A 22,846-nucleotide genomic window follows, 5' to 3' on the forward strand; every position below is an offset into this window, starting at 1 on the left:
CAGTCGTCGTCAGTTCCCTTTCTTCCCCGCGCTCTCGCCCGCTTCTCCGCGCGCCGAGTCGTAGCCGATGAAGTAGGTGGGCCGGCGCTGCACGGCGGTGTAGATCCGGCCGATGTACTCGCCGAGCAGCCCCACGCAGATCAGCTGCACACCGCCCAGGAACAGCATGGCGACGAACAGCGAGCTCCAGCCGGGCACGGTCTTGCCGAGCAGGAAGACCACCAGCGTCCAGGCGATCATCACGAAGCAGGTGACGAAGCTGATGACGCCGAGCCAGGTCGCCAGCCGCAGCGGCGCGGCCGAGAAGTTGGTGATGCCGTCCACGGCGAGGCGGATCATCTTGCTCAGCGGGTACTTGGTCTCGCCCGCCACCCGCTCGCCCCGCCGGTACGTCACCTGCCCGCTCGGGAAACCGAGCCACGGCACCAGCAGCCGGTAGACCTGGTGCTGGTCCGGCAGGGATTTGAGGGCCTCCACCGCCTCGCGGCTGAGCAGCCGGAAGTCCCCGGCCTGCGCGGGCACCTGCTTGCCGACCATGCGGCGCATCAGCCAGTAGTAGGCACCGGCGCTGCGGCGCTTGAAGCCGGTGTCGGTGCTGCGGTCCGAGCGGACGCCGTAGACGATGTCGAGGTTCTCGGACCGGGCCAGGTCCAGCATCTCCGGGATCTTCTCCGGCGGATCCTGGAGGTCGGCGTCGATGCTGGCCACGTACGCCCCGTAGGAGCTGTGCAGTCCGGCGCGCAGGGCGGCTTGGTGGCCGGAGTTGCCGCGCAGCCGGACGATGCGGAGCTCGGGCCAGTCCGTACGGAACTTCTCGAGGAGTTCGGCGGTCCGGTCGGTGCTTCCGTCGTCGACGGCGAGGACCTCGTAGAGGACTCCGGTGCCGTCGAGCACCGGGCGCAGGCGGCTCACCAGGGCGGGGAGGGCCTCTTCCTCGTTGTACATCGGCACGATGACCGAGAGGGCCGTGGCCGAGCTGACGGGCGGCACTACCGGGACGCGAACGGCGCGTCGGTCGGGACGATCTCACGGCCCAGCGGGAGCAGGGACAGCGGGACCATCTTGAAGTTGGCGATGCCGAACGGGATGCCGATGATCGTCACGCACAGGGCGATGCCGGTGACGATGTGGCCGAGGGCCAGCCACCAGCCCGCGAGGACCAGCCAGAGCACGTTGCCGACGCACGAGCCGGCGCCCGCGTCATGGCGCTCGACGGTGGTGTAGCCGAAGGGCCAGAGGGCGTACAGGGCGATGCGGAAGGCCGCGATGCCGAACGGGATGCCGATGATCGTGATGCAGAGGATCACGCCCGCGAGGCAGTAGCCCAGGAACAGCCAGACGCCGCTGAGTACGAGCCAAATGATGTTGAGGATGGTCTTCATCGGCTACGTCCTGCCATCTGTTCGAGCCGGGCGATCCGCTCGGCCATCGGGGGGTGCGTCGAGAACATTTTAGAAAGGCCCTGACCCGGGCGGAACGGGTTGGCGATCATCATGTGGCTCGCCGTCTCCAGCCTGGGCTCGGGGGGCAGCGGGAGCTGCTTGACGCCGGCGTCCAGCTTGCGCAGGGCGCTGGCCAGGGCGAGCGGGTCGCCGGTGAGCTGGGCCCCGGACGCGTCCGCCTCGTACTCGCGCGAGCGGCTGATGGCCAGCTGGATCACGGAGGCGGCCAGCGGGCCCAGGATCATGATCAGCAGCATGCCGAGGATGCCGGGCCCTTCGTCGTCATTGGACCGGCCGATCGGGATCAGCCAGGCGAAATTCACCAGGAACATGATGACGGAGGCGAGCGCTCCGGCGACGGAGGAGATCAGGATGTCGCGGTTGTAGACGTGGCTCAGCTCGTGGCCGATCACTCCGCGCAGCTCGCGCTCGTCGAGGATGCGCAGGATGCCCTCGGTGCAGCAGACCGCGGCGTTGCGCGGATTGCGGCCGGTGGCGAACGCGTTCGGCGCCTCGGTCGGCGAGATGTAGAGCCGGGGCATGGGCTGGCGTGCGGACGTGGAGAGCTCGCGCACCATGCGGTAGAGCTGCGGGGCCTCGAACTCGCTGACGGGGCGGGCGCGCATCGCGCGTAGAGCCAGCTTGTCGCTGTTCCAGTACGCGTACGCGTTCGTCCCCAGGGCGACGAGGACGGCGATGATCAGGCCGCCCCGCCCGAAGAAGCTTCCGATGACGATGATGAGAGCGGACAGCCCGCCGAGGAGTACGGCGGTCTTCAGCCCGTTGTGCCGGCGGTGCACGGTACGCCCTCCAAATGGTGCGGCAGGGGAGCCCCGTCCTGGATCTGAGGGTCTACGGTCCAGTGGACCCTCCCTCCTGGCTCAACGCGAGGTGAGGGCGTCTGGTTCCCCGGGCACGGCGGGCCCGCCGCCCGGGAGCCCGGGGTGGCGGGGACGCGGCGGGCGTTGGGCCGTACGGGTCACGGCGTACGGGTTTGCCGCCGTGCGGGCCCGCGTACGGGCCCGCGGGTGCCGCGGGCTACTGCGGGAACAGCCCGCCCGACGCGAAGCGCAGGACCAGCTGCGGGGCGGCCGACAGCACCACGGCGATGACGGCGGTGACCGCGATGGCGGCGGTGACCGGCCACGGGGCCTTCGTACGGGCGCCTTCGGCGGGGGCCTGCGGGGCGCGGAAGAGCAGCGCCGTCCAGCGCAGGTAGTAGTACAGGGCGATGACGACGTTGACCGCCATGACCACGGCCAGCCAGCCCAGGCCCGCGTCGACGGCGGCGCGGAAGACGGTGACCTTGGCGAAGAGGCCGATGAGGCCCGGCGGCAGGCCGGCCAGGCAGAGCAGGAAGAAGGCCAGCGCGAGGGCGGCGGCCGGGCGCTCCGCGTAGAGGCCGCGGTAGTCGCTGATCCGGTTCTGCGGCTTCGTACGGGCGACCAGGGCGGCCACGGCGAAGGCGCCGAGGTTCACGACGGCGTACATGAGGGCGTAGGCGACGGTGGAGCCGATCTGGTCGCGGTCGGAGTACGCGGCGGCGGCGATCGGGACGAGCAGGTAGCCGGCCTGGCCGACGGAGGACCAGGCGAGCAGCCGGACGGCGCTGTTCGGCCGGTCCGCGCTCTGGCGCACGGCGGCGGCGTTGCCGAGCGTCATGGTGAGCGCGGCGAGGACGGCGAGGGCCGGGCCCCAGATGTCGGAGTAGGCGGGAAAGGCGATCACCGTGACGAGGATGAGGCCGGTGAAGCCGACGGCCTTGCCGATCACGGAGAGGTAGCCCGCGATGGGCAGCGGCGCGCCGACGTAGGTGTCCGGGACCCAGAAGTGGAAGGGGACGGCGGCGGTCTTGAAGGCGAAGCCGACGAGGGTGAGCGCGACGCCGGCCATGGCGAGGGTGTCGAGCTGCCCGGGGACGTCTTCGAGCCGCTCGGCGACCTGCGTGAGGTGCAGGGTGCCGGTGGCGGCGTAGACGAAGCTGACGCCCATCAGCGACACGGCGGTGGCGGTGACGGAGGACAGGAAGAACTTGAGGGCGGCCTCGGAGGAGAGGCGGTCGCCGCGGCGCATGCCGACGAGGGCGAACGCGGGCAGCGAGGCGACTTCGAGGGCGACGATCAGGGTGGCGAGGTCGCGGGAGGCGGGCAGCAGCGCGGCGCCGGCGGCGGAGGACAGCAGCAGGAACCAGTACTCGCCGGCCGGCATGCGCGCCTCGCGGACGGTGGTGACCGACAGCAGGGCGGTGACCAGGGCGCCGGCCAGTACCAGGAACTGGATGACGAGCGCGAAGTGGTCGGCGGTGTAACTGCACGCACCGGGGTCGGTGGTGAGGCAGAAGGTGGCGCGGTCGCCGGCGCGCAGCGGCACCAGGCCGGCGGTCGCGGCGGCGAGGCCGGCGACGGAGAGCCAGCCGAGCAGGGGCTTGCGCCGCTGCGGTACGAAGAGGTCGGCGACCAGGACGACCAGCGCGACGGCGGCGGTGAGGACCACGGGGGTGATCGCGAGCCAGTCGACGCTCTGGACGCGGCTCGCGGCGTCGGCGGCCGGGGCCGCCGAGGGAGCGGACAGAACGGAGGCCGTCAGGGCCGTCATGCGTTGCCTCCTGCGAGGAGCTTCTGGACGGCCGGGTCGGTGAGGCCGAGGAGGACGGCGGGCCACAGGCCGGCGAGGACGGTGAGGGCCACGAGCGGGGTCCAGGCGGCGAACTCGTGGCGCTGGATGTCGGCGAGTTCGAGCGCGGCGCCGCCCGACGGGTGCTCCGGCCGGGCCGCAGGGTCGCCCATGCAGACGCGCCGTACCACGATCAGCAGGTAGGCGGCGGTGAGCAGGGTGCCGAACGCGCCGAAGGCCATGTACGTGAGGAAGGCGGGCCGGGAGAGGCCCCGCGCCGGCTCGAACGCGCCGAACAGGGCCAGCATCTCGCCCCAGAAACCGGCGAGGCCGGGCAGGCCGAGCGAGGCGACGGCGGCGAAGGCGAGGAAGGCGCCGAGGCGGGGGGCGCGGCCGTAGAGGGCGGCGCCGGTGGCTCCGGCGAGGGTGTCGAGGTCGGCGGTGCCGTAGCGGTCCTTGAGGGCGCCGACGAGGAAGAAGAGGAGGCCGGTGATCAGGCCGTGGGCGATGTTCGCGAACAGCGCGCCGTTGACGCCGGTGGGGGTCATGGAGGCGATGCCGAGGAGGACGAAGCCCATGTGGCCGACGGACGAGTACGCGATGAGGCGCTTGAGGTCGCCCTTGTTGCCCTTGCGGGCGAGCGAGAGGCAGGCGAGCGACCCGTAGACGATGCCGACGGCGGCGAAGGCGCCCAGGTAGGGGGCGAACGTCGCCATGCCGTCGGGGGTGACGGGGAGCAGGATGCGGACGAAGCCGTAGGTGCCCATCTTGAGCAGGACGCCGGCCAGCAGGACGGAGCCGACGGTGGGGGCGGCCGTGTGGGCGTCGGGCAGCCAGCTGTGCAGCGGCCACATCGGGGTCTTCACGGCGAGGCCGATGCCGATGGCGAGGACGGCCAGGAGCTGGGTGGTGTGGGTCAGTTCGCGGCCGTTGTCGGAGGCGAGTGCCACCATGTCGAAGGTGCCGCTGTTCAGTCCGATCAGCAGCAGTCCGAGGAGCATGACCACGGATCCGAGGAGCGTGTAGAGGATGAACTTCCAGGCGGCGGCCTGCCGCTGAGCACCGCCCCAGCGGGCGATGAGGAAGTACATCGGGATGAGGACCGTCTCGAAGGCGAGGAAGAACAGCAGCAGGTCGAGCACGGCGAAGGTCGCGAGGGTGCCGGACTCGAGGACGAGGAGCAGCGCGACGAAGGCCTTCGGGGAGGGTCCTTCGGGGAACTTGAAGTAGCTGTAGAGCGCGCAGAGGAAGAACAGCAGCGCGGTCATCAGGAGGAGGGGGAGCGAGATGCCGTCGACGCCGAGGTGGATCCGGACGTCCAGCGCCGGGATCCAGCTGATGTCCGTGGTCGCCTGGAAGCGGGCCGGGGCGTCGTGGTCGAAGCCCAGGGCGAGGGCGACGGCCGCGGCGAGGATCACGCCGGTCACGGTCACGCCGTGGCGCAGCACGGCCTGTTCGGGGCTCTTGCCCTTGAGTCCGGGCGGTGCGGGCAGGAGGGCGGCGACGGCGCCGAGGAGCGGTGCGGCCACGACGAACGCCAGAAGGAACTGCATCACGGACGGGCTGATATCAATCACGGCTGACTCACGGCTCACGATCCGGCGTTGACGTTGGCGAGGACGGCGGTGGCGATCGCCAGGACCACGGCGCCGGCGAGCAGGGCGCTCAGGTAGCTCTGTACGTTGCCGGTCTGGGCCCGGCGTACGAGGCTTCCGAGCAGCCGGGGGCCGGCTGCGGCGCCGCTGACGTACGTGTCCACGACCTCGCGGTCGAGGAAGCGCACCAGGCTCGCGGCGGCGCGGACGGGGCGGACGAACAGCCGGTCGTAGACGGCGTCGAGGTGGAAGCCGTCGGCCGCGTGGCGGTGCAGGGGGCCGAGCAGTGCCCGGCCGGGGTCGGCGGCGGGACCCGCCGGGACGGCGGGGTGCTCGTGGGTGACCTCCGCGACCTCGGGTGCCTCGGCCGCGGATTCGGCGGCCGCGGTGGCTGCGGACACTCCGGCGGCCACGGCGGCGGGCTGCTCGGCCGCGTCGGGGGCGGGGGCGGCCGCGGCCGGAGCCGTGGCGGCCCTCGCGGTGGCCCGCTGCCACAGGGCGTACGTCAGGACCGCGCCGACGGCGGCGGCTCCGGTGCCGAGGACGGAGGTGACCGGCGTCGGGGTGAGTCCGTTGCCGTCGAACCAGTCGGCGATCGGGCCGGCGGCGAGGCCGAGCCCGATGGACGGGATCGCGAGCACCCACAGCACGCCGGTCATGGCGACGGGCTCCTTGCCGTGGTCGGGGGCGGCGGGGCCCCGGCCGCGGAAGGCCATCAGCCACAGCCGGGTGGCGTAGGCGGCGGTGAGCAGGGCGGTCAGCACGCCGGAGACGAGCACGATCCACCCGGCGGCGCTGGGGGCGAATTCCGAGTGCCCGCCGGCGGCGTGCTCGGCGGCGACGAGGACGGCTTCCTTGGAGAAGAAGCCGGCGAAGGGCGGGACCGCCGCGAGCGCGAGCAGCGCGATCGTCATCGTCCAGAAGGCGTCGGGGATGCGCTTGGCCAGGCCGTCCATCCGTGACATGGCGGCCAGGGAGTTCGTGCCGGCGGCGTGGATGATGACGCCCGCGCCGAGGAACAGGAGCGCCTTGAAGGCGCCGTGGGACAGGAGGTGGAAGACGGCGGCGCCGCGGTCGCCGACGGCCAGGGCCCCGGTCATGTAGCCGAGCTGGCCGATCGTGGAGTAGGCGAGGACGCGCTTGATGTCGTCCTGGGCGAGGGCGGCGAGGCCGGAGCCGACCATCGTGACGGCCGCCATGACGGCCATGACCACCAGTGCGGCCTGTGAGGCCGCGAAGACCGGGAGGAGGCGGGCGACGAAGTAGACGCCGGCGGCGACCATCGTGGCGGCGTGGATCAGCGCGGAGACCGGGGTGGGGCCCGCCATGGCGTCGGGGAGCCAGGTGTGCAGCGGGAACTGCGCGGACTTGCCCGCGACTCCGGCGAGCAGGAGGAGCGCGATCAGCGTGGGGTGGTCGAGGCCGCCCGCGGCGACGGTGCCCAGGATCTTGGGGATCTCGAAGGAGCCGGCGTCGGTGGCGAGCGCGAACAGGCCGATCAGGAAGGGGACGTCGCCCAGCTTGGTGACGAGGAAGGCCTTCAGGGAGGCGGATCGGGCCGCCTCGGTTTCCCAGTAGTGGCCGACGAGGAAGTACGAGCAGATGCCCATGACCTCCCAGCCGACCAGCAGCACCATCAGGTCGCCGGAGTAGACGACGAGCAGCATGGCGGAGGTGAACAGCGAGACCAGAGCGGCGTACGAGGGGTAGCGCGGGTCCTCGCGGAGGTACGCCGTGGAGTAGAGCTGTACGCAGGTGGCGACGACGCCGACCAGCACGGCTACCAGGGCGGCGAAGCCGTCCAGGTAGAGCGAGAGCTCGATCGGCACCGAGCCGGTCGGGGTCAGCTCGGTCGAGGCGACGATCGGCGGGCCGCCGCCCTGGCGGACGGCGACGAGTACGGCCAGTACGGCGGAGGCCAGCGCCGGCAGGACCGCGAGCGGCCGTACGAAGCCGGGGGCGCGGCGGCCGAGGAGCAGTCCCGCCACCGCGCCGAGGAAGGGCAGGAGCGGGACGAGGACCGCGAGGGTCGTGGTGCTCACGCGGTGACCTCGCTCTGGTTGTTCGGGGCGGTCTGGTCGTTCGGGGCGGGCTCGTGGCCCTCGGCGGTGTCGCGCAGCCGGTCGACGTCCGAGGTGCCGCGGTTGCGGTACACCATCAGCACGATCGCGAGGCCGATGCCGATCTCGGCGGCGGCGATGGCGATGGTGAAGAGGGTGAGGGCCTGGCCGCCGTGCAGGGCGTCGCGCAGCCAGACGTCGAAGGCGACCAGGTTGAGGTTGACGGCGTTGAGCATCAGCTCGACGGACATCAGGACCAGGATGGCGTTGCGGCGGGCGAGCACTCCGTACAGGCCCGTGCAGAAGAGGAGCGCCGCGAGCACGGCGGGGTAGGCGAGGTGCATCAGCGCTGCTGCCCCTTCGTGTTCGTGTCGTCGTCGGTTCCGCCGGCCGCGGTGTCCTTGCGGGAGAGCACGATGGCGCCGATCAGGGCCGCGAGGAGGAGGACGGAGAGCGCTTCGAAGGGCAGTACCCAGTGCTGGAAGAGGATCTCGCCGGAGACCTTGGTGGATCCCTGGGCGGGGCCGTCGAGGTCGATCCAGGTGGTGCGGAAGGCGTCGACGACGACCCAGACGAGGGACGCGGCCGCGACGAGGGCGACGCCGAGGGCCACCCAGCGGTTGTTCGAGTCGGCGTCCGGGGAGCGGCCGATGGGGGCCTTGGTGAGCATCAGCCCGAAGAGGAGGAGGACGACCACGGAGCCGAGGTAGATCAGGACCTGGACCCAGGCGATGAACTCGGCGGTCAGCAGCAGGTACTCGACGGCGATGCCGCCGAGGGCGACGACCAGCCAGAGGGCGGCGTGCACGAGCTGCTTGGTGGTGACGGTGACGAAGGCCGCGCCGAGGGTGGCGAGACCGACGAGGACGAAGGCGATCTCGACGCCGGTCGGCGAGAGGAACCCGTGGCCCGTCGCCGCGGCGGCCAGGGTGGTGGCCGCGGGGATCAGGTCGGTCACGCGTCTCCCTCCGGGGTGGTGGGGGTGTCGGTCTCGGGCGCCCGGGGGGCGGCGGCTTCGGCCGCGGCGGCGGCTGCCGCTGCGGCTGCCGCTTCGGCCTTCTCCGCCGCCTTGCGGGCGCCGGCGATCTCCTTGGGCTCCTCCGCGGCCGGGTCCAGGGCGGGCGGGGCCGGGACGGTCCACATCCACTCGCGCAGCTTGTCGCGTTCGTGGGTGAGTTCGAGGATGTCCGTCTCCGCGTACTCGAACTCCGGCGACCAGAAGAGGGCGTCGAAGGGGCACACCTCGATGCAGATGCCGCAGTACATGCAGAGGGAGAAGTCGATGGCGAAGCGGTCGAGGACGTTGCGGCTGCGCTCGCGGCCGCCGGGGGTGGCGGCCGGGACGGTCTCCTTGTGGGAGTCGATGTAGATGCACCAGTCGGGGCACTCGCGGGCGCACAGCATGCAGACCGTGCAGTTCTCCTCGAACAGGCCGATGACCCCGCGGGTGCGGGGCGGGAGTTCGGGCTGCACCTCGGGGTACTGGGCGGTGTGCGCGCGCTTCGTCATCGTGCGCAGGGTGACGGCGAGGCCCTTGGCGAGGCCGGATCCGGGGATGGGCATCAGCTGATCGCCACCTTCACGATGCCGGTGAGCGCGATCTGTGCGAGCGCGAGCGGGATGAGCATGGTCCAGGCGAGCTTCTGGAGCTGGTCCTCGCGCAGGCGCGGGTAGCTGACGCGGAGCCAGATCACGACGAAGGCGAGGACCGCCGTCTTGAGGAGGGTCCAGATCCAGCCCTCGGCGATCGGGCCGTGCCAGCCGCCGAGGAAGAGGACGGTGGTGAGGGCGCAGAGGACGACGATGCCGGCGTACTCGGCGAGCAGGAACAGCGCGAAGCGCAGGCCGGTGTACTCGGTGTACGCGCCGAAGATGATCTCGGAGTCGGCGACGGGCATGTCGAAGGGGGGTCGCTGGAGTTCGGCGAGGCCGGCGGTGAAGAAGACGAGCGCGCCGGTGATCTGCCAGGGAAGCCACCACCACTGGAAGGCGTCGACGATCCCGGGGAGGGACACGGTCCCGGCCGCCATCGCGACGGAGGCGGCGGCGAGCAGCATGGGCAGCTCGTACGCGAGGAGCTGGGCGGCGGTGCGCAGTCCTCCGAGGAGGGAGAACTTGTTGGCCGAGGCCCAGCCCGCCATGAGGCTGCCGAGGACGCCGACGCCCATGACGGCGAGTACGAAGAACAGCCCGGCGTCGATGACCTGCCCGACGGCTCCTTCGCCGGGGCCGATGGGGACGGCGACGAGGACGAGGAGGTACGGGAGGAGGGCGACGGCGGGGGCGAGCTGGAAGATGCGGCGGTCGGCGCCCGCCGGGACGATGTCTTCCTTCTGCGCGAACTTCACGCCGTCGGCGACGAGCTGGGCCCAGCCGTGGAAGCCGCCGGCGTACATGGGGCCGAGGCGGCCCTGCATGTGGGCCATGACCTTGTGCTCGGTCTGCCCGACGACGAGCGGGAGCACGAGGAACACGGCGAAGACGACGATGAGTCGCAGCGCGACGTCGAGGACGTCGTTCACGCGTCGCCTCCGTTGGGGTCGGATTCGGATTCGGGTGTGCCGGTGGGAGCGGACTCGGCGCCGGGTTCGGGGTCGGGCCCCGGCGCGGCGCCGGGCCGGGGGCCGGCCTCGGGCGTGCTCTTCGGCTCGCCCTTCGGGCCCGGGTCGGCCGCGGGGGCCGGGTCCGGGTCCGGTCCGGGTTCCGTGAAGGCGGGCTGGGGGTTGTGCCAGGGCGCGTCCGCGCTGCGGGGGGCGGGGCGCCTGCCCGGCGCCACCGTGCGGCCGCGGATGGCCGGTCCCTCCGGACGCGCGGCGGCGTCGGCCTGCGCGCCCTCGGTCCCGGGCTCCGCCGGCGGTACTGCCTGGCTCGCCGAGCCGTCCGATGCGGAGCGGGTACGGCGGGCGGGGCGCGGGGCGCCGGCCCCGGACTCCGGCTCCGTCGGGGTCCCGGCCTGGCTCGCCGAGCCGTCCGATGCCGAACGGGTACGGCGGGCGGGGCGCGGCGGGGCTTCGGCTTCCGGCTGCGTCGGCGTGACGGCCTGGCCTTCGGCTGCCGGGGGGGTGCTGCGCGCGGGGGCGTCGGCCTGTGGTGCGGCCGACGCTTCCGGCTGCGCCGCCTGGCCGGCCGAGCCGTCGGCGACCGAGCGGGTACGGCGGGCGGGGCGGGCCGGGGCTTCGGCCGCCGGGGCGCCGGCGGCGGCCGCGCGGGGGGTGCGGGCCGTGCGGCGGCCGCGCGGGGGGTGCGGCCCGTGCGGGCGGGGCGGGCGGGGGCCGGCGGGAGCTGGCCCTTCATCGGGCCCCAGTCGTTGGGGTCCGGGACGCCCGGCGGGAGCATCTGGCGGCGCTTGGGGGCGTCGGGGTCGTGTGCCTCGCCCGGCTCCTTGGCTCCCGGCCAGGCCTTCGCGACCCGCGCGGCCAGGACGAAGTCCTTCCGCAGGGGGTGGCCTTCGAAGTTCTCCGGGAGAAGGAGGGGGACCAGGTGCGGGTGGTCCGTGAAGACCACTCCGAACATCTCGTGCGTCTCGCGCTCGTGCCATTCCGCGCCCGCGTAGATCGCGACCGCGGAGGGGAGGGAGGGCGCCGAGTGCGGGACCGTCGTGCGGAGCAGCAGGCGGCGTACCCGGTGGTTCTCCAGGGATACGACGTGCGCGCAGACACGGAAGCCCGTGCCCGGCTCGTCCACCGCGCTCAGCCAGTCGAAGTAGGTGCAGCCCAGCTTGTCCCGGGCGATCTCCAGCGACGGGATCCAGCTTCCGGCGGGGACGTCCACGGTCAGGACGTCGTAGGAGTGGTCGGCCAGCGCCTCCGCGCCGAAGACCGTCGCCACCGCGTCGGGGAGGGAGTCGTAGAGGTTCACGCGCCCGCTCCCGGGGCCGGTGGGGGCTTGACCAGGCCGCTCGTGAGCTGGGCGGTCGAGGGGTCGCTCGCGTAGCGGTCCGCCAGCGACTCCCTGGCGATCTTCTCCTGGAGCTTGAGGATGCCCTGGAGCAGTGCCTCCGGGCGCGGCGGGCAGCCGGGGACGTAGACGTCGACCGGGATGATCTGGTCGACGCCCTTCGTCACCGAGTACGAGTCCCAGTACGGCCCGCCGCAGTTGGAGCAGGCGCCGAAGGAGATGACGTACTTCGGCTCCGGCATCTGCTCGTACAGCCGCTTCACGGCCGGGGCCATCTTGTCCGTCACCGTGCCCGAGACGATCATCAGGTCCGCCTGGCGCGGGCCCGGCGCGAACGGGATGACGCCCAGCCGGATGAAGTCGTGCCGGGCCATCGACGCGGCGATGAACTCGATCGCGCAGCAGGCGAGGCCGAAGTTGAAGACCCACAGGCTGTAGCGGCGGCCCCAGTTCAGGACCACCTTCATGGGCTCGGGCGCGAGGCGGGAGAGGACTCCCAGGCGCCTGGGCTCCGGGAGCAGCTGGGGCTCGGCCGAGGTCCCGGCCGGTGTCACGTCCATTCGAGGACGCCCTTCTTGTACGCGTAGAGCAGGCCGACGGCCAGGAAGCCCAGGAAGATGAACATCTCCACGAGCGTGGTGGCGCCGTAGCCGGTGTCGGCGAACACCGTCGCCCACGGGAAGAGGAAGATCGAGTCGACGGCGAAGATGACGTAGAGGAACGCGTAGACGTAGTAGCGGACCTGGGTGTGCGCCCAGCCCTCGCCGACGGGGTCCACGCCGCACTCGTACGTCAGCAGCTTCTCAGGGGTCGGGACGACCGGTCTCAGCAGGCGGCCCGCGCCGAACGCGACGGCCACGAAGAGCACACCGAGGACGGCCAGCAGGCCGACGACCGAATAACTCCGGAAATAGTCCGCCGCGAGCACGGTTACGGTCGATACCGTTGGGTCGGGCACGTCCGTTCCTCGCTCCTTGGCCACTGTCGATGATCTGGTACGGACGGGAGTCTAGGGCCTGGCCCACACAGGGTGGGGTTATCCCCCGTTTACAGCGGCCCGGCTGCCCCATGGCAACGGCGGGCCGGAATTGGCAGGCTGGGCGGCATGACCGCGCCCACTCAAGTCTCCCACCCGGGTCCCGACGACGACCGGCCCCCGCCCGTACGCCCGGCACTGGGGGCCGTGGCATGGAAAGAGACCGTCCACCTGCTGGGCAATCTTCCGCTCGCGCTCGTCGGTTTCGTCTACACGGTGACCATGGTGGCGACCGCCGGCGGGCTGTCCGTGACCGCGATCGGCCTTCCGCTGCTCGCTCTCGGCCTGTTCGGGTCTCGCCAGCTGGGACGGCTGGAGCGGGCGCGGGCGCGCGCGCTGCTCGGCGTACGGGTGGAGGAGCCGACTCCGCTGCCGGGGCCGCGGCGGGCAGGCGGGTTCTTCCCCTGGCTGTGGGCGGGCGTGAAGGACCCGGTGGCCTGGCGGACGGTGCTGTACGAGCTGGTACGGCTGCCGTGGGGGGTGCTGACGTTCACGGTGGCACTGGTGGGGCTGCTGGTGCTGTGGCCGGTGCTGCCGTACGTGGTGCGGTGGCTGTCGAACGTGGACCGGCTGATGGTGCGAGGGCTGCTGTCGCCCTCGGACGAGCTGGAGCGGCGGATCGCGGAGCTGGAGTCCGACCGCGGGGTGGTCGTGGACACGGCCGCGGCCGACATGCGGCGCATCGAGCGGGACCTGCACGACGGGGCTCAGGCGCGGCTGGTGGCGCTGGCGATGGGGCTGGGCCTGGCGAAGGAGAAGCTGCTGGAGGATCCGGACGCGGCGGCGGCGATGGTCGACGAGGCGCACGGGGAAGTGAAGCTGGCGCTCCAGGAGCTGCGGGACCTGGCGCGGGGGATCCACCCGGCGGTCCTGACGGACCGGGGGCTGGACGCGGCGCTGTCGTCGGTGGCCTCGCGGTGCGTGGTGCCGGTGAAGGTGGCGGTGGACCTGGAGGAGCGGCCCGCGGCCGCCATCGAGGGGATCGCCTACTTCACGGTGTCGGAGCTGCTGCAGAACGTGAGCAAGCACGCCGGGGCCCGGGGGGCGAGCGTGGAGGTGTGGCGGAACTCCGGAACGGCTCCGGGGCGGTTGCTGCTCCGGGTCTCGGACGACGGGCGGGGCGGGGCCGACGTGACGGGCGGATCGGGCCTGGCCGGGCTGGCGGAGCGGCTGCGGGCCGTGGACGGGGTGTTCGTGGTCGACTCCCCCGCGGGCGGGGGGACGGTGGTCACGGCGGAGCTGCCGTGGCGCGGGCGCGGCTGAGCCGGCGACCGGGCCGCCGCCCCCGTGATCGGGACCCCCGTCCGGGGTGGGTGCGGGCGGGGGTCCCGTTCGTGTGGGCGCCTCCCGACGGCGGGCGGGGCCGCGGGGAGCCGGGGGCGGCCGGGGGTCCGGCGGGGCTGGATCGGGGGGTGGTGGGGTTATCCCCACCATGGGGACGCCTACCCGCCCGATGGTTTCCGGGGCTCCCGGACGGGAGGGTGGGGTGATCGAGGGAAGTGTCAGGGAGGGCGGGTCGGGATGATGGGTTTCGTGCGTGTGCTGCGGGCTCCCGTTGAGGGACGGGCCTGGCGGGAGTTCGGGTATCTGGTGCTCGGGCTGCCGCTGAGCCTGCTGTACTTCTCGCTCGCGATCACCGGCGTCAGCCTCGGCGCCGGGCTGCTCGTCACCTTCCTCGGGATCCCGGTGCTCGCCGGGGTGCTCGCCATGTGCCGGGGGTTCGGGCGCGTCGAGCGGGGCCGGGCGCGGGCCATGCTCGGGCTCGACATCGCCGAGCCCGCGCCCGTCCGGGCCCGGAAGCGGGGTCCGCTCGCCGCCATGGGTGCCCTGCTCAAGAGCGGCAGCGCCTGGCGGCACGCGCTGTACGCCGTGATCCACCTCCCCTGGGCCGTGTTCGCCTTCACCCTGGCACTGGTGTTCTGGGCGTACGGCTGGGCCTTCCTGCTGTACCCGGTCTGGTTCTGGGTCTTCCCGGCGTACACCGACTGGCCGGGGCTCCAGCTCTTCCAGAACGACGACTACACCTTCTACCTCGACTCCCCCGCCGAGATCGCCCTCGCCTGCCTGGTCGGGCTGGCCTTCACCCTGACCACGCCCTGGGTGGTGCGGGCCCTGACCACCGTCGACCGGGTCCTCGTCGCCGGGCTGCTCGGCCCCTCGCGCCTCGACCACCGGGTCACCGAGCTGGAGTCCGACCGCGGGGTCGTCGTCGACACCGCCGCCGCCGACCTGCGCCGCATCGAGCGCGACCTGCACGACGGCGCCCAGGCCCGCCTCGTGGCCCTGGCCATGGACCTCGGACTGGCGAAGGAGAAGCTGACCGAGGACCCCCGGGCGGCCGCCCGCATGGTGGACGAGGCACACGGAGAGGTCAAGATCGCGCTCCAGGAGCTGCGCGACCTGGCCCGCGGGATCCACCCGGCCGTACTGACGGACCGCGGCCTGGACGCGGCGCTGTCCTCGGTCGCCTCCCGCTGCGCGGTGCCGGTACGGGTCTCGGCGGACCTGGAGGAGCGGCCCGCGGCCGCCATCGAGGGAATCGCGTACTTCACGGTGTCCGAGCTGCTCCAGAACATCAGCAAGCACTCCGGAGCCCGTACCGCGAGCGTGGACGTGTGGAAGTCCGGGGACCGGCTGCTGATCCAGGTCGCGGACGACGGGCGCGGCGGCGCGAGCAGCACGGGCTCGGGCACGGGGCTGGCCGGTCTCACCGAGCGGCTGGACGCCGTGGACGGGGTGCTGGTCCTCGATTCCCCGGCCGGCGGCGGCACCACCGTCACCGCCGAGCTCCCCTGGCGTTCCCGGTAGGCCCGTTCCCGGTGGTCCGTGCGGGGCCGTCCCGTTCCCGGCCGTCCCGTTCCCGGCTCCCGCGTACGCCGCATCCGATGATCCCTACTCGCCTCCATCCTGCCCTCGGGCTGGGATGCTTGGCTGCGTCAGGTACATCGGACGACGTGGACGCGGGAGCTGCTGGACGTGGAAGACAGGGTGCGGGTGGTCATCGCCGAGGATTCGGTGCTGCTGCGTGAGGGCCTGACCCGGTTGCTGACCGACCGGGGGCATGACGTCGTGGCCGGCGTCGGGGACGCGGAAGCCCTGATCAAGACGGTGGCGGAGCTGGCCGCCGAGGACGCGCTGCCGGACGTGGTGGTGGCGGACGTACGGATGCCGCCGACGCACACCGACGAGGGCGTGCGGGCCGCCGTACGGCTGCGGCGCGAGCATCCCGGCATAGGCGTGCTCGTGCTGTCGCAGTACGTGGAGGAGCAGTACGCCACCGAACTGCTGGCCGGTTCCAGTACCGGCGTGGGGTATCTGCTCAAGGACCGGGTGGCCGACGTGCGGGAGTTCCTGGACGCCGTCGTGCGCGTGGCCCGGGGCGGGACCGCCCTGGACCCGGAGGTGGTCGCCCAGCTGCTCGGGCGCAGCCGGAAGCAGGACGTGCTGGCGGGGCTGACCCCGCGCGAGCGCGAGGTGCTGGGCCTGATGGCCGAAGGCCGGACCAATTCGGCCGTGGCCAAGCAGCTCGTGGTCAGCGACGGAGCGGTGGAGAAGCACGTCAGCAACATCTTCATGAAGCTCGGGCTGTCACCGAGCGATGGGGACCACCGGCGGGTTCTGGCCGTTCTCACCTACCTGCGGTCTTGACCGAAAGACCGGGGGCATTGATCAAAACCTTGATCAACTGACACCCTGTCAGGTGTGGCGTTACTGCACCGGGCCGCTGGGGGCTCGCACCATTTCTGCACGGCACGACATCTCGGAATCTCTCGGAATCCCGTGGACCCGCTTCATCCCACGGGATTCTCTCGACAGACCGCCGCAGACGACGGTCCAGAATACGAGCGTCCCCCGGGAAGGCCGGCCCTGCCGACGTAGGGTTGACCTTGGGAACGGGAACGCCACGCCTCGAAGGAGGTCCAGTTCAGTGACCAGCCAGGTCAGTAGTCCAGCCGAACAGGCCGACGGGGCCGAAGGTGCCGTAGTCGGCGAACAGCGGACCCCCCCGGCTCCGGGGGGCAAGGAAGTACGCCGTCTGGACCGCGTGATCATCCGCTTCGCGGGTGACTCGGGTGACGGCATGCAGCTCACCGGTGACAGGTTCACCTCCGAGACGGCGTCCTTCGGAAACGACCTCTCCACGCTGCCGAACTTCCCGGCCGAGATCCGTGCCCCCGCCGGCACCCTGCCGGGCGTCTCGTCGTTCCAGCTGCATTTCGCCGAATCCGCAGCGAGAAAGGCATCCGCTGGGGCGGCAGACCCCTACCCTCCGCGGCCTGACCGCTCAACCCGGCGAACCTTCCCGGTCACAGCACTAGATGATTGATTCCAAGGGGTAGCTGCACGGACGCGAGGGTGCCCCTCTCAGTTTGTGACGACCGAGATAGACACCCTCGCAACTGCACTGTACGTGCGGGTCGATGACCTTTTGAAGGCTTCGCCGCATCTAGCTCCGTGGCGGCCTCGGGTGGGCCTGGAGCCGAAGCTCAGCGACGCGGAGCTGGTCACCCTGGCGGTGATGCAGGCCCTGCTGGGCTTCGTCTCCGAGGCCCGTTGGCTGCGCTATGCCCACACCCACCTGCGATACCTGTTCCCGTACCTGCCCCAGCAGCCGGGCTGGAACAAGCGCCTGCGGCGAGCCGCCAATCTGGTCCGGCAGGTGCTGCGAGAGCTGGCCACAGACACCGCGCTGTGGGGCGACGACGTGTGGATCGTGGATTCCACACCGGTGGAGTGCGGACGGTCCCGCGAGACCGCGAAACGCTCTGACCTGGCTGGATGGGCCGAGTACGGGTACTGCGCCAGCCACTCGCGGTTCTTCTGGGGCCTGCGCCTGCATCTGGTCTGCACCCTGCACGGCCTGCCCATCGCCTTCGCGCTGACCGGCGCCAAGGCCGTGGAACGCGAAGTCCTGCTGGACATCTTCCACGTCGAACCGGGCCTGCTCGCCGGCCGACGGCCACCGACGCTGCTGGCGGACAAGAACTACTACGGCCGCGTCTTCGAGCAGCATCTCGCCGACCTGGGAGTCCGGCTATTGCGGCCGGCCCGCAAGGGCGAACCCGAGCGGACGGGAGCTGAGCTGTTCAAGCCGCTGCGGCAGCTGATCGAGTCGGTCAACCAGACCCTCAAGGGACAGCTCGACCTTGAACGGCACGGCGGCAGGACCCCGGCCGGGGTCACCGTTCGGGTGCTACAACGACTCCTCGCCCTGACCGCCGCGATCTGGCACAACCACAAGACCAGCGGACCGGTCATCCGCCCGCTAACCGCCTACGACCACTGACCTTGGGATCAATCATCTATTTGCCGGCCAGCGTACGGCCCCCTGGCCATGCCCGACCCCAACCCGAACAGGACACCGGCCAAAGCCCACTCCGTCGCCCTCACGTACGTGGCCGTCTGACGGCAACGCCGACGGCAGCAGTCCGCAAGGGTTCCGTGACCGACGCCATCCGCTACCAAGGCGGTCTCACCGGCAAGGCGTACACGAAGTCCGTCACCGCTTACGACACCCTGGGCCGTCCGACGACCAGCCGTCGATCACTTGGCCAGTGCGCTCGCGCTGCTCGACCGGGCTTGCGAGCCTGCTGACCCGGTTGGGCTCCCCGGCAGTGCGGCGCGGTGCTGCCGGGGAGCGGGCGGTCAGGCGTGGGTTGGGGTGGGGAGGGGGTCCAGGCCCGTGGGGAGGTCGCCTCTCGAGGTGATCTGGAGTTTGCGGTAGACGCGGGTCAGGTGCTGTTCGACCGTGCTGACCGTCAGGTAGAGCTTCGCCGAGATCTCGCGGTTCGTCAGGCCCTGGGCCGCCAGGGTGGCCACCCGCTGTTCCGAGCTGCTGAGTTTCGCCGTCGTGGCGGCCGTCTCCGGAGCCTCCGACGGCGCGCGGTCGCGGTCGCGGGTGGTGGTGGCGGGCGGGGTGGTCAGGGGGGCGTCGGGGAGGATCTCCCGGCACAGGGCCGTGGCCTCCGCCTCCTTCGCCAGGTTCCACGCCGAGCGGACCATCGCGCTGCCCTTCGCCGCCGACCCGTCCGCCTGCAGCGCCCGGCCCAGCTCCGCCATCGCCCGCGCCGCCTCCACCCGGTCCCCGGAGCGGTGCAGTGCCTCGACCGCCTGTCCCAGGACGGCCGCACGCCGCTTGGGGTCGCCGGCCAGCGCCCTGACGCGGAGCGAGACGCCCCGTACGTACGGCCGCTGCGCGTCGGGCAGGGCGAGCTGCTGGAGGGCGAGCTGCTCGGCCCGCGCCCCCTCGCCCAGCCTCAGCAGCGCCTCCGCCGCGTCCGTGCGCCACGGCAGGAACGCCGGCCGGTCCACCCGGCCCTCCTCCATGAGCCGCCCGGCCTCGAGGAAGTCCGCGAGCGCCGCGTGCGGCTGATTGACCGCCAGCCGGTACAAGCCGCGGGCCCGCAGGAACGCCAGCCCGTGCAGGCCGGTGAGCAGCCCCTTCGGCACCTGCCGGTCGGCGAGCCGGGAGGCCTCCGTGAAGCGGCCCATCGCCGTGCACGCCCGGATCAGCACCGCCGCCGGCGCGCACGGGAAGCTTCCGCCGCGCTCCGGCAGGACCTCAAGCGCCGCCGTCGCGTGCGTGTACGCACCCCGCAGGTCGCCCATCCGCAGCAGCGCCTCGGCGTGCAGCGCGGCGAACACCGCGCTCCAGCCGGGAGCCTGGCAGCGCCGGGCCTCCTCCAGCAGGTTCCGGCTCCACGGCACGGCCCGCTCGGGATGCTCCGAGCAGATCAGCGACCGTACGGCCTGGGAGAGCGGCGCCACCGTGGCGTCCGTCAGCCGGGCCGAGTGCAGCAGCCGCTCGCCCGCCGCGGCCGTGGTGTCCACCAGCGTGTCCAGGGGAGAGGCGGCCGGCTCCCCGACGGCGGCCGGCAGCAGGGCGGCGGCCTCGGCGACCTGCCCTTGTGCGAGCAGCAGCCCGGCCAGCGGCTGCACCTGCTCGGCGTCCAGGAGCCCGTCCCGCGCCTCCTCCAGCAGGGCGCCCAACTGCCGCTCCGCGGCAACCGGATCGAAACGCGCCGTGATCTGCGCGAGCCGTACCCGGATCCCGCGTCCGGCGTGTTCGTCGCCCCGCCCCTGCGCGGCGAGCTCCAGCAGCCGCGCCGCCTCGCGCGCGTCGCCCCGTACGAGGAGCTCCTCGGCGGCGTCCCGCAGTACGGAGACCTCCGCCGGACCGCAGTCCAGGGGCCGGCCCTCGGCGCGGGCCGCCAGCAGGTGACCGGCCACCGCGAGCACCGGCCCGCGGTCCTCGCCCAGCACCCGGGCGGCGTCGCGGTGCAACGCGGTCCGCAGCTGCGGAGCGCACTCCTCGAGGGCCGCGGCGCGCGCGGCGGGGTGGCGGAACGCCAGGCCCTCCGGCGGGCCCTGCGGCGCTCCCGAGGTCTCCGGCGCTCCCGTGGTCTCCAGCAGGCCCGAGGCCTCCAGCGCGGCCAGCCCGCGGCGGGCCGCCGCCGCGTCGAGGCCGGCCAGCCGGGTGACCCGGGCGGCGGTCGCCTGCTCGCCGAGCAGCGCCGCGGCACGGGCCAGCGCGAGCGCGTCCGGCCCGCTGCGGCGCAGGCACGTCGCGACGGCCTGGGCGAACGGCCCGCCGGGCTCGGGGGAGGGGAACGAGGAGGCGCGGGGTCCGGCCGCGGCCGCCTCGGGAGCCTCCCGCCCGGCCGCCTCCTCGACGAGCGCGCGCAGCAGCAGCGGGTTGCCCCCGCTGATCCGGTGCAGCTCAGCGGCGTCGGCGGCCTCGGCGGCGGCGTTCGCGTCAACGGCGTGCGCGGCAACGGCCTGCGCGCCAACGGCGTTGGCGGCAGGCGCGGATCCCTCCCGCCGGCCCCGTACGAGGGCCACCTCGGCCGCCGTCAGCCGCTCCAGCCGCATCCGCCGGAAGTGCGGCTGGCGCATCAGCTCGGTGGTGAACGCCGGGTCCTGCGCCGGGGCGTGCGCCGCGCCGGCGACCACGACGAGCACCGGTGCGGTACGCGCGTGCCGGGCGAGGTACTGCACGTACTGCAACGACTCGCGGTCGGCGTACTGGACGTCGTCGACGCAGAGCACGACCGGGCAGTCCAGGCTCAGTTCGCGCAGCTCCGCGCAGAACGCCTGCATCGCCTCGACCCGCGAGGGCGCGCCCGGGCCCTCGGAGGGCCGCGGCAGGGCGAAGACCTGCTCGCTGTTGACCAGCTGGCGCAGTACGCCGAGCGGCACCTGCTGCTCCTCGGGCGCGCCGACCGCGTACAGGACCAGCGCGCCTGCCGTCGCCGCCCGCTCGGCGACGAGGTCGACGAGCGCACTCTTTCCGCATCCCGTGCCGGCTTCGATCAGAACGATCCGGGACCGCCCCGCGACGCAGTCCGCGAGTGCCGTCTCCAGGAGTTCGATTCCGGCTTCCCTGCCCGCCAATGTCATAGCCGCCCCCGCGATCTGAAGGTCCACCCGACCGGTCCACCCGACCGGTCGGCCACCGGTCGGCCCACCGGTCGACCGACCGGTCCACCCGCCTCTGACCCAGGACAGGATGGAGCCCGCGTGCTACAGAGCAGGTCGAGGAGAAGCGGAGATCGGGACGGAAACCGGCCAGGACGGCGTGGCGGGCCGCGTCAGGGCGCCGGCTGTACGCACAGCAGACCGGCGTCGCGCATTTCCTCGACCCATATGTCGAGATCGGCCCGCGCGTTTTCCGGTGCGGTGTTCCACAATTCGGCGAGCACATCGGCCGCGATTCCCGCATCGCCGTCGTGGCGGCGCAGCAGAATCCACATCGCGGTGCCCACCGGGCCGCACCGGAACCGCCCCGGTCCGGGGGCGACACCACCGCCTGAACCGGCGGCCGGTCCTGCCGCGTGCGCGGCGTGGAGCTCCAGACAGCCGTCCGCGTCCACGGAAGCGGCGACCACACCAGGCGTCGGTCGGACGCGCACGGCCACCTCCACTGCCGGATCCGAGACGTGTCGGCACCAGCCGATCGAGGACACCTCAAGCTATGGGGGAACGCCCGCCGGATCCATGGCGGGCGCCGCACTCTGGGGTGGCGGCTTCCACCGACCCCCTACGGAGGGGTGAAGGCACCCGGCCGGAGATAGGGGGAGCGCAGCCGCCCCCGGACCGGTGGTTCCGGCGGAATACCATCCCCATTCCGGCGGAAAAGGCCGTACGTGCCCGCGCCGCCGGGGCGGTCAGCTGGGCGGCACCCGAAATCGCCGGACCAAACCGGTTCAGGTCCGCTTGGCCGAATTGTGTGAGGGCTGCCGGTCGAAAGGGACGGTGAAAAACCGGGTGCCCGGAATCGATCGCCTTTTCCGTCGCGCCCCGACCGTTCCTGCACCGGTCCTCCACCCGTCCTCAAGCGGCCCTGGACGCGCCCGCGGGTCCGCCGCACCGGGGAACGAGCCGGGGAGCGAGCCGGGGACCGAGCGCCGGTGGGGCCGCGGACCGGGCGCCGGTGGGGATGCGGACCGGGCGCCGGTGCGGCCGCTCAACGGGCGGTCGAGTCTGACGCGATCGCGGTTCGCGAGGCTGGCCCCTGTCCTGCTCATCCTCGGAGGTACCAGGTGAATCCGCCCACGCCCGTCATCACCGACACCGTCCCCAGCCAGAGCGGGACGGGGTCCAAGGAAGGGCCCAAGGAAGTACGCCGCCTCGACCGGGTGATCATCCGTTTCGCGGGTGACTCGGGTGACGGCATGCAGCTCACCGGTGACAGGTTCACCTCGGAGACGGCGTCCTTCGGGAACGACCTCTCCACGCTGCCGAACTTCCCGGCCGAGATCCGTGCCCCCGCCGGCACCCTGCCGGGCGTCTCGTCGTTCCAGCTGCATTTCGCCGACGCGGCGGCCCGTCCACCGGTCTGCCGACCAAGACGGAGCAGGCGGACCTGTTGCAGGCGATGTACGGGCGCAACGGCGAGGCCCCGGTGCCGGTGGTGGCCCCGCGGACGCCCGCCGACTGCTTCGATGCCGCCATCGACGCGGCGCGTATCGCGCTGACGTACCGGACGCCGGTGTTCCTGCTGTCCGACGGGTACCTCGCGAACGGCTCCGAGCCGTGGCGGATCCCGGACGTCGCCGACCTTCCCGACCTGAAGGTCCAGTTCGCCGCCGGGCCCAACCAGCAGCTCGCGGACGGCACCGAGGTCTTCTGGCCGTTCAAGCGCGACCCGCAGACGCTGGCCCGCCCCTGGGCGGTTCCGGGCACGCCCGGGCTCGAGCACCG

General features: G+C 72.6%; 18 protein-coding genes and 3 pseudogenes. 6 read left to right on the forward strand and 15 right to left on the reverse strand.

Annotation, left to right across the window (positions count from 1 at the left end; translation table 11 throughout):
- Positions 1–9: 9 nt before the first annotated feature.
- The 13 genes and pseudogenes from K7B10_RS17820 to K7B10_RS17880 all read right to left on the reverse strand — a co-directional run bounded on the left by K7B10_RS17820 (position 10) and on the right by K7B10_RS17880 (position 12,565).
- On the reverse strand, positions 10–990 hold the full coding sequence (locus tag K7B10_RS17820; RefSeq protein ID WP_308284597.1) for a glycosyltransferase family 2 protein: 981 nt from the start codon (positions 988–990) through the stop codon (positions 10–12).
- Entirely contained in the window at positions 990–1,382 is a 393-nt protein-coding gene (locus K7B10_RS17825; RefSeq protein WP_229337037.1) for a YccF domain-containing protein, read from the reverse strand. The genes K7B10_RS17820 and K7B10_RS17825 overlap by 1 nt, the downstream gene beginning before the upstream one ends.
- Entirely contained in the window at positions 1,379–2,242 is an 864-nt protein-coding gene (gene htpX / locus K7B10_RS17830; RefSeq protein WP_229337039.1) for a zinc metalloprotease HtpX, read from the reverse strand. The genes K7B10_RS17825 and htpX overlap by 4 nt, the downstream gene beginning before the upstream one ends.
- Positions 2,243–2,480: 238 nt before the next feature.
- Entirely contained in the window at positions 2,481–4,037 is a 1,557-nt protein-coding gene (locus tag K7B10_RS17835; protein WP_229337041.1) for an NADH-quinone oxidoreductase subunit N, read from the reverse strand.
- Complete coding sequence (locus K7B10_RS17840) at positions 4,034–5,608, reverse strand: complex I subunit 4 family protein (protein ID WP_229345174.1); 1,575 nt, start codon at positions 5,606–5,608, stop codon at positions 4,034–4,036. The genes K7B10_RS17835 and K7B10_RS17840 overlap by 4 nt, the downstream gene beginning before the upstream one ends.
- Positions 5,609–5,646: 38 nt before the next feature.
- Entirely contained in the window at positions 5,647–7,692 is a 2,046-nt protein-coding gene (locus K7B10_RS17845; protein WP_229337043.1) for an NADH-quinone oxidoreductase subunit 5 family protein, read from the reverse strand.
- The gene (gene nuoK / locus K7B10_RS17850) at positions 7,689–8,054 is read right to left on the reverse strand and encodes an NADH-quinone oxidoreductase subunit NuoK (RefSeq protein ID WP_030870093.1); all 366 of its coding nucleotides are present in this window, start codon (positions 8,052–8,054) and stop codon (positions 7,689–7,691) included. The genes K7B10_RS17845 and nuoK overlap by 4 nt, the downstream gene beginning before the upstream one ends.
- On the reverse strand, positions 8,054–8,659 hold the full coding sequence (locus K7B10_RS17855; protein WP_229345175.1) for an NADH-quinone oxidoreductase subunit J family protein: 606 nt from the start codon (positions 8,657–8,659) through the stop codon (positions 8,054–8,056). Before K7B10_RS17855 ends, nuoK begins: the two co-directional genes overlap by 1 nt.
- Positions 8,660–8,664: 5 nt before the next feature.
- Entirely contained in the window at positions 8,665–9,273 is a 609-nt protein-coding gene (locus K7B10_RS17860; RefSeq protein WP_229337045.1) for a NuoI/complex I 23 kDa subunit family protein, read from the reverse strand.
- The gene (locus K7B10_RS17865) at positions 9,273–10,232 is read right to left on the reverse strand and encodes a complex I subunit 1/NuoH family protein (protein ID WP_229337047.1); all 960 of its coding nucleotides are present in this window, start codon (positions 10,230–10,232) and stop codon (positions 9,273–9,275) included. Before K7B10_RS17865 ends, K7B10_RS17860 begins: the two co-directional genes overlap by 1 nt.
- A gap of 946 nt (positions 10,233–11,178) precedes the next feature.
- A pseudogene (locus K7B10_RS41615) lies at positions 11,179–11,568 on the reverse strand (NADH-quinone oxidoreductase subunit C); the annotation flags it as partial.
- Entirely contained in the window at positions 11,565–12,167 is a 603-nt protein-coding gene (locus tag K7B10_RS17875; protein ID WP_229337049.1) for an NADH-quinone oxidoreductase subunit B, read from the reverse strand. The gene K7B10_RS17875 and the pseudogene K7B10_RS41615, both read right to left, overlap by 4 nt.
- Positions 12,158–12,565 (reverse strand): NADH-quinone oxidoreductase subunit A, encoded by a 408-nt coding sequence (locus K7B10_RS17880; protein ID WP_099889977.1) that lies wholly within the window; start codon positions 12,563–12,565, stop codon positions 12,158–12,160. The genes K7B10_RS17875 and K7B10_RS17880 overlap by 10 nt, the downstream gene beginning before the upstream one ends.
- A 147-nt stretch (positions 12,566–12,712) precedes the next feature.
- On the opposite strand from K7B10_RS17880, the gene K7B10_RS17885 reads away from it, so the two are divergent.
- The 5 genes and pseudogenes from K7B10_RS17885 (at position 12,713) to K7B10_RS17905 (ending at position 17,930) form a co-directional block, all read left to right on the forward strand.
- Positions 12,713–13,906, forward strand: coding sequence for a sensor histidine kinase (locus K7B10_RS17885; protein ID WP_229337051.1), 1,194 nt, complete (start codon positions 12,713–12,715; stop codon positions 13,904–13,906).
- A 261-nt stretch (positions 13,907–14,167) separates the two neighbouring features.
- Positions 14,168–15,451, forward strand: coding sequence for a sensor histidine kinase (locus K7B10_RS17890; protein ID WP_372481555.1), 1,284 nt, complete (start codon positions 14,168–14,170; stop codon positions 15,449–15,451).
- A gap of 180 nt (positions 15,452–15,631) precedes the next feature.
- Positions 15,632–16,291 (forward strand): response regulator transcription factor, encoded by a 660-nt coding sequence (locus K7B10_RS17895; RefSeq protein ID WP_030161942.1) that lies wholly within the window; start codon positions 15,632–15,634, stop codon positions 16,289–16,291.
- Between the two features lie 280 nt (positions 16,292–16,571).
- A pseudogene (locus K7B10_RS17900) lies at positions 16,572–16,868 on the forward strand (2-oxoacid:acceptor oxidoreductase subunit alpha); the annotation flags it as partial.
- 147 nt (positions 16,869–17,015) lie between these two features.
- Positions 17,016–17,930 (forward strand): IS982 family transposase, encoded by a 915-nt coding sequence (locus tag K7B10_RS17905; protein WP_229337055.1) that lies wholly within the window; start codon positions 17,016–17,018, stop codon positions 17,928–17,930.
- 359 nt (positions 17,931–18,289) lie between these two features.
- Here K7B10_RS17905 and K7B10_RS17910 read toward each other — a convergent pair whose 3' ends face one another.
- Both K7B10_RS17910 and K7B10_RS17915 read right to left on the reverse strand, forming a co-directional pair.
- On the reverse strand, positions 18,290–21,070 hold the full coding sequence (locus K7B10_RS17910; protein WP_229337057.1) for an AAA family ATPase: 2,781 nt from the start codon (positions 21,068–21,070) through the stop codon (positions 18,290–18,292).
- A gap of 164 nt (positions 21,071–21,234) precedes the next feature.
- Complete coding sequence (locus K7B10_RS17915) at positions 21,235–21,408, reverse strand: PqqD family peptide modification chaperone (RefSeq protein WP_229337059.1); 174 nt, start codon at positions 21,406–21,408, stop codon at positions 21,235–21,237.
- A 1,049-nt stretch (positions 21,409–22,457) separates the two neighbouring features.
- On the opposite strand from K7B10_RS17915, the pseudogene K7B10_RS41810 reads away from it, so the two are divergent.
- Positions 22,458–22,846, forward strand: a pseudogene (locus K7B10_RS41810) (2-oxoacid:acceptor oxidoreductase subunit alpha); the annotation flags it as partial.

The organism is Streptomyces flavotricini (assembly GCF_020639365.1).
GTDB classification, from domain to species: domain Bacteria; phylum Actinomycetota; class Actinomycetes; order Streptomycetales; family Streptomycetaceae; genus Streptomyces; species Streptomyces flavotricini.

Coding starts and splice junctions, on each gene's coding strand:
- K7B10_RS17825 (WP_229337037.1), bottom strand. CDS start 1,382: ATGAAGACCATCCTCAACATCATTTGGCTCGTACTCAGCGGCGTCTGG.
- K7B10_RS17835 (WP_229337041.1), bottom strand. CDS start 4,037: ATGACGGCCCTGACGGCCTCCGTTCTGTCCGCTCCCTCGGCGGCCCCG.
- K7B10_RS17840 (WP_229345174.1), bottom strand. CDS start 5,608: ATGCAGTTCCTTCTGGCGTTCGTCGTGGCCGCACCGCTCCTCGGCGCC.
- nuoK (WP_030870093.1), bottom strand. CDS start 8,054: ATGCACCTCGCCTACCCCGCCGTGCTCGCGGCGCTCCTCTTCTGCACG.
- K7B10_RS17860 (WP_229337045.1), bottom strand. CDS start 9,273: ATGCCCATCCCCGGATCCGGCCTCGCCAAGGGCCTCGCCGTCACCCTG.
- K7B10_RS17875 (WP_229337049.1), bottom strand. CDS start 12,167: ATGGACGTGACACCGGCCGGGACCTCGGCCGAGCCCCAGCTGCTCCCG.
- K7B10_RS17885 (WP_229337051.1), top strand. CDS start 12,713: ATGACCGCGCCCACTCAAGTCTCCCACCCGGGTCCCGACGACGACCGG.
- K7B10_RS17890 (WP_372481555.1), top strand. CDS start 14,168: ATGGGTTTCGTGCGTGTGCTGCGGGCTCCCGTTGAGGGACGGGCCTGG.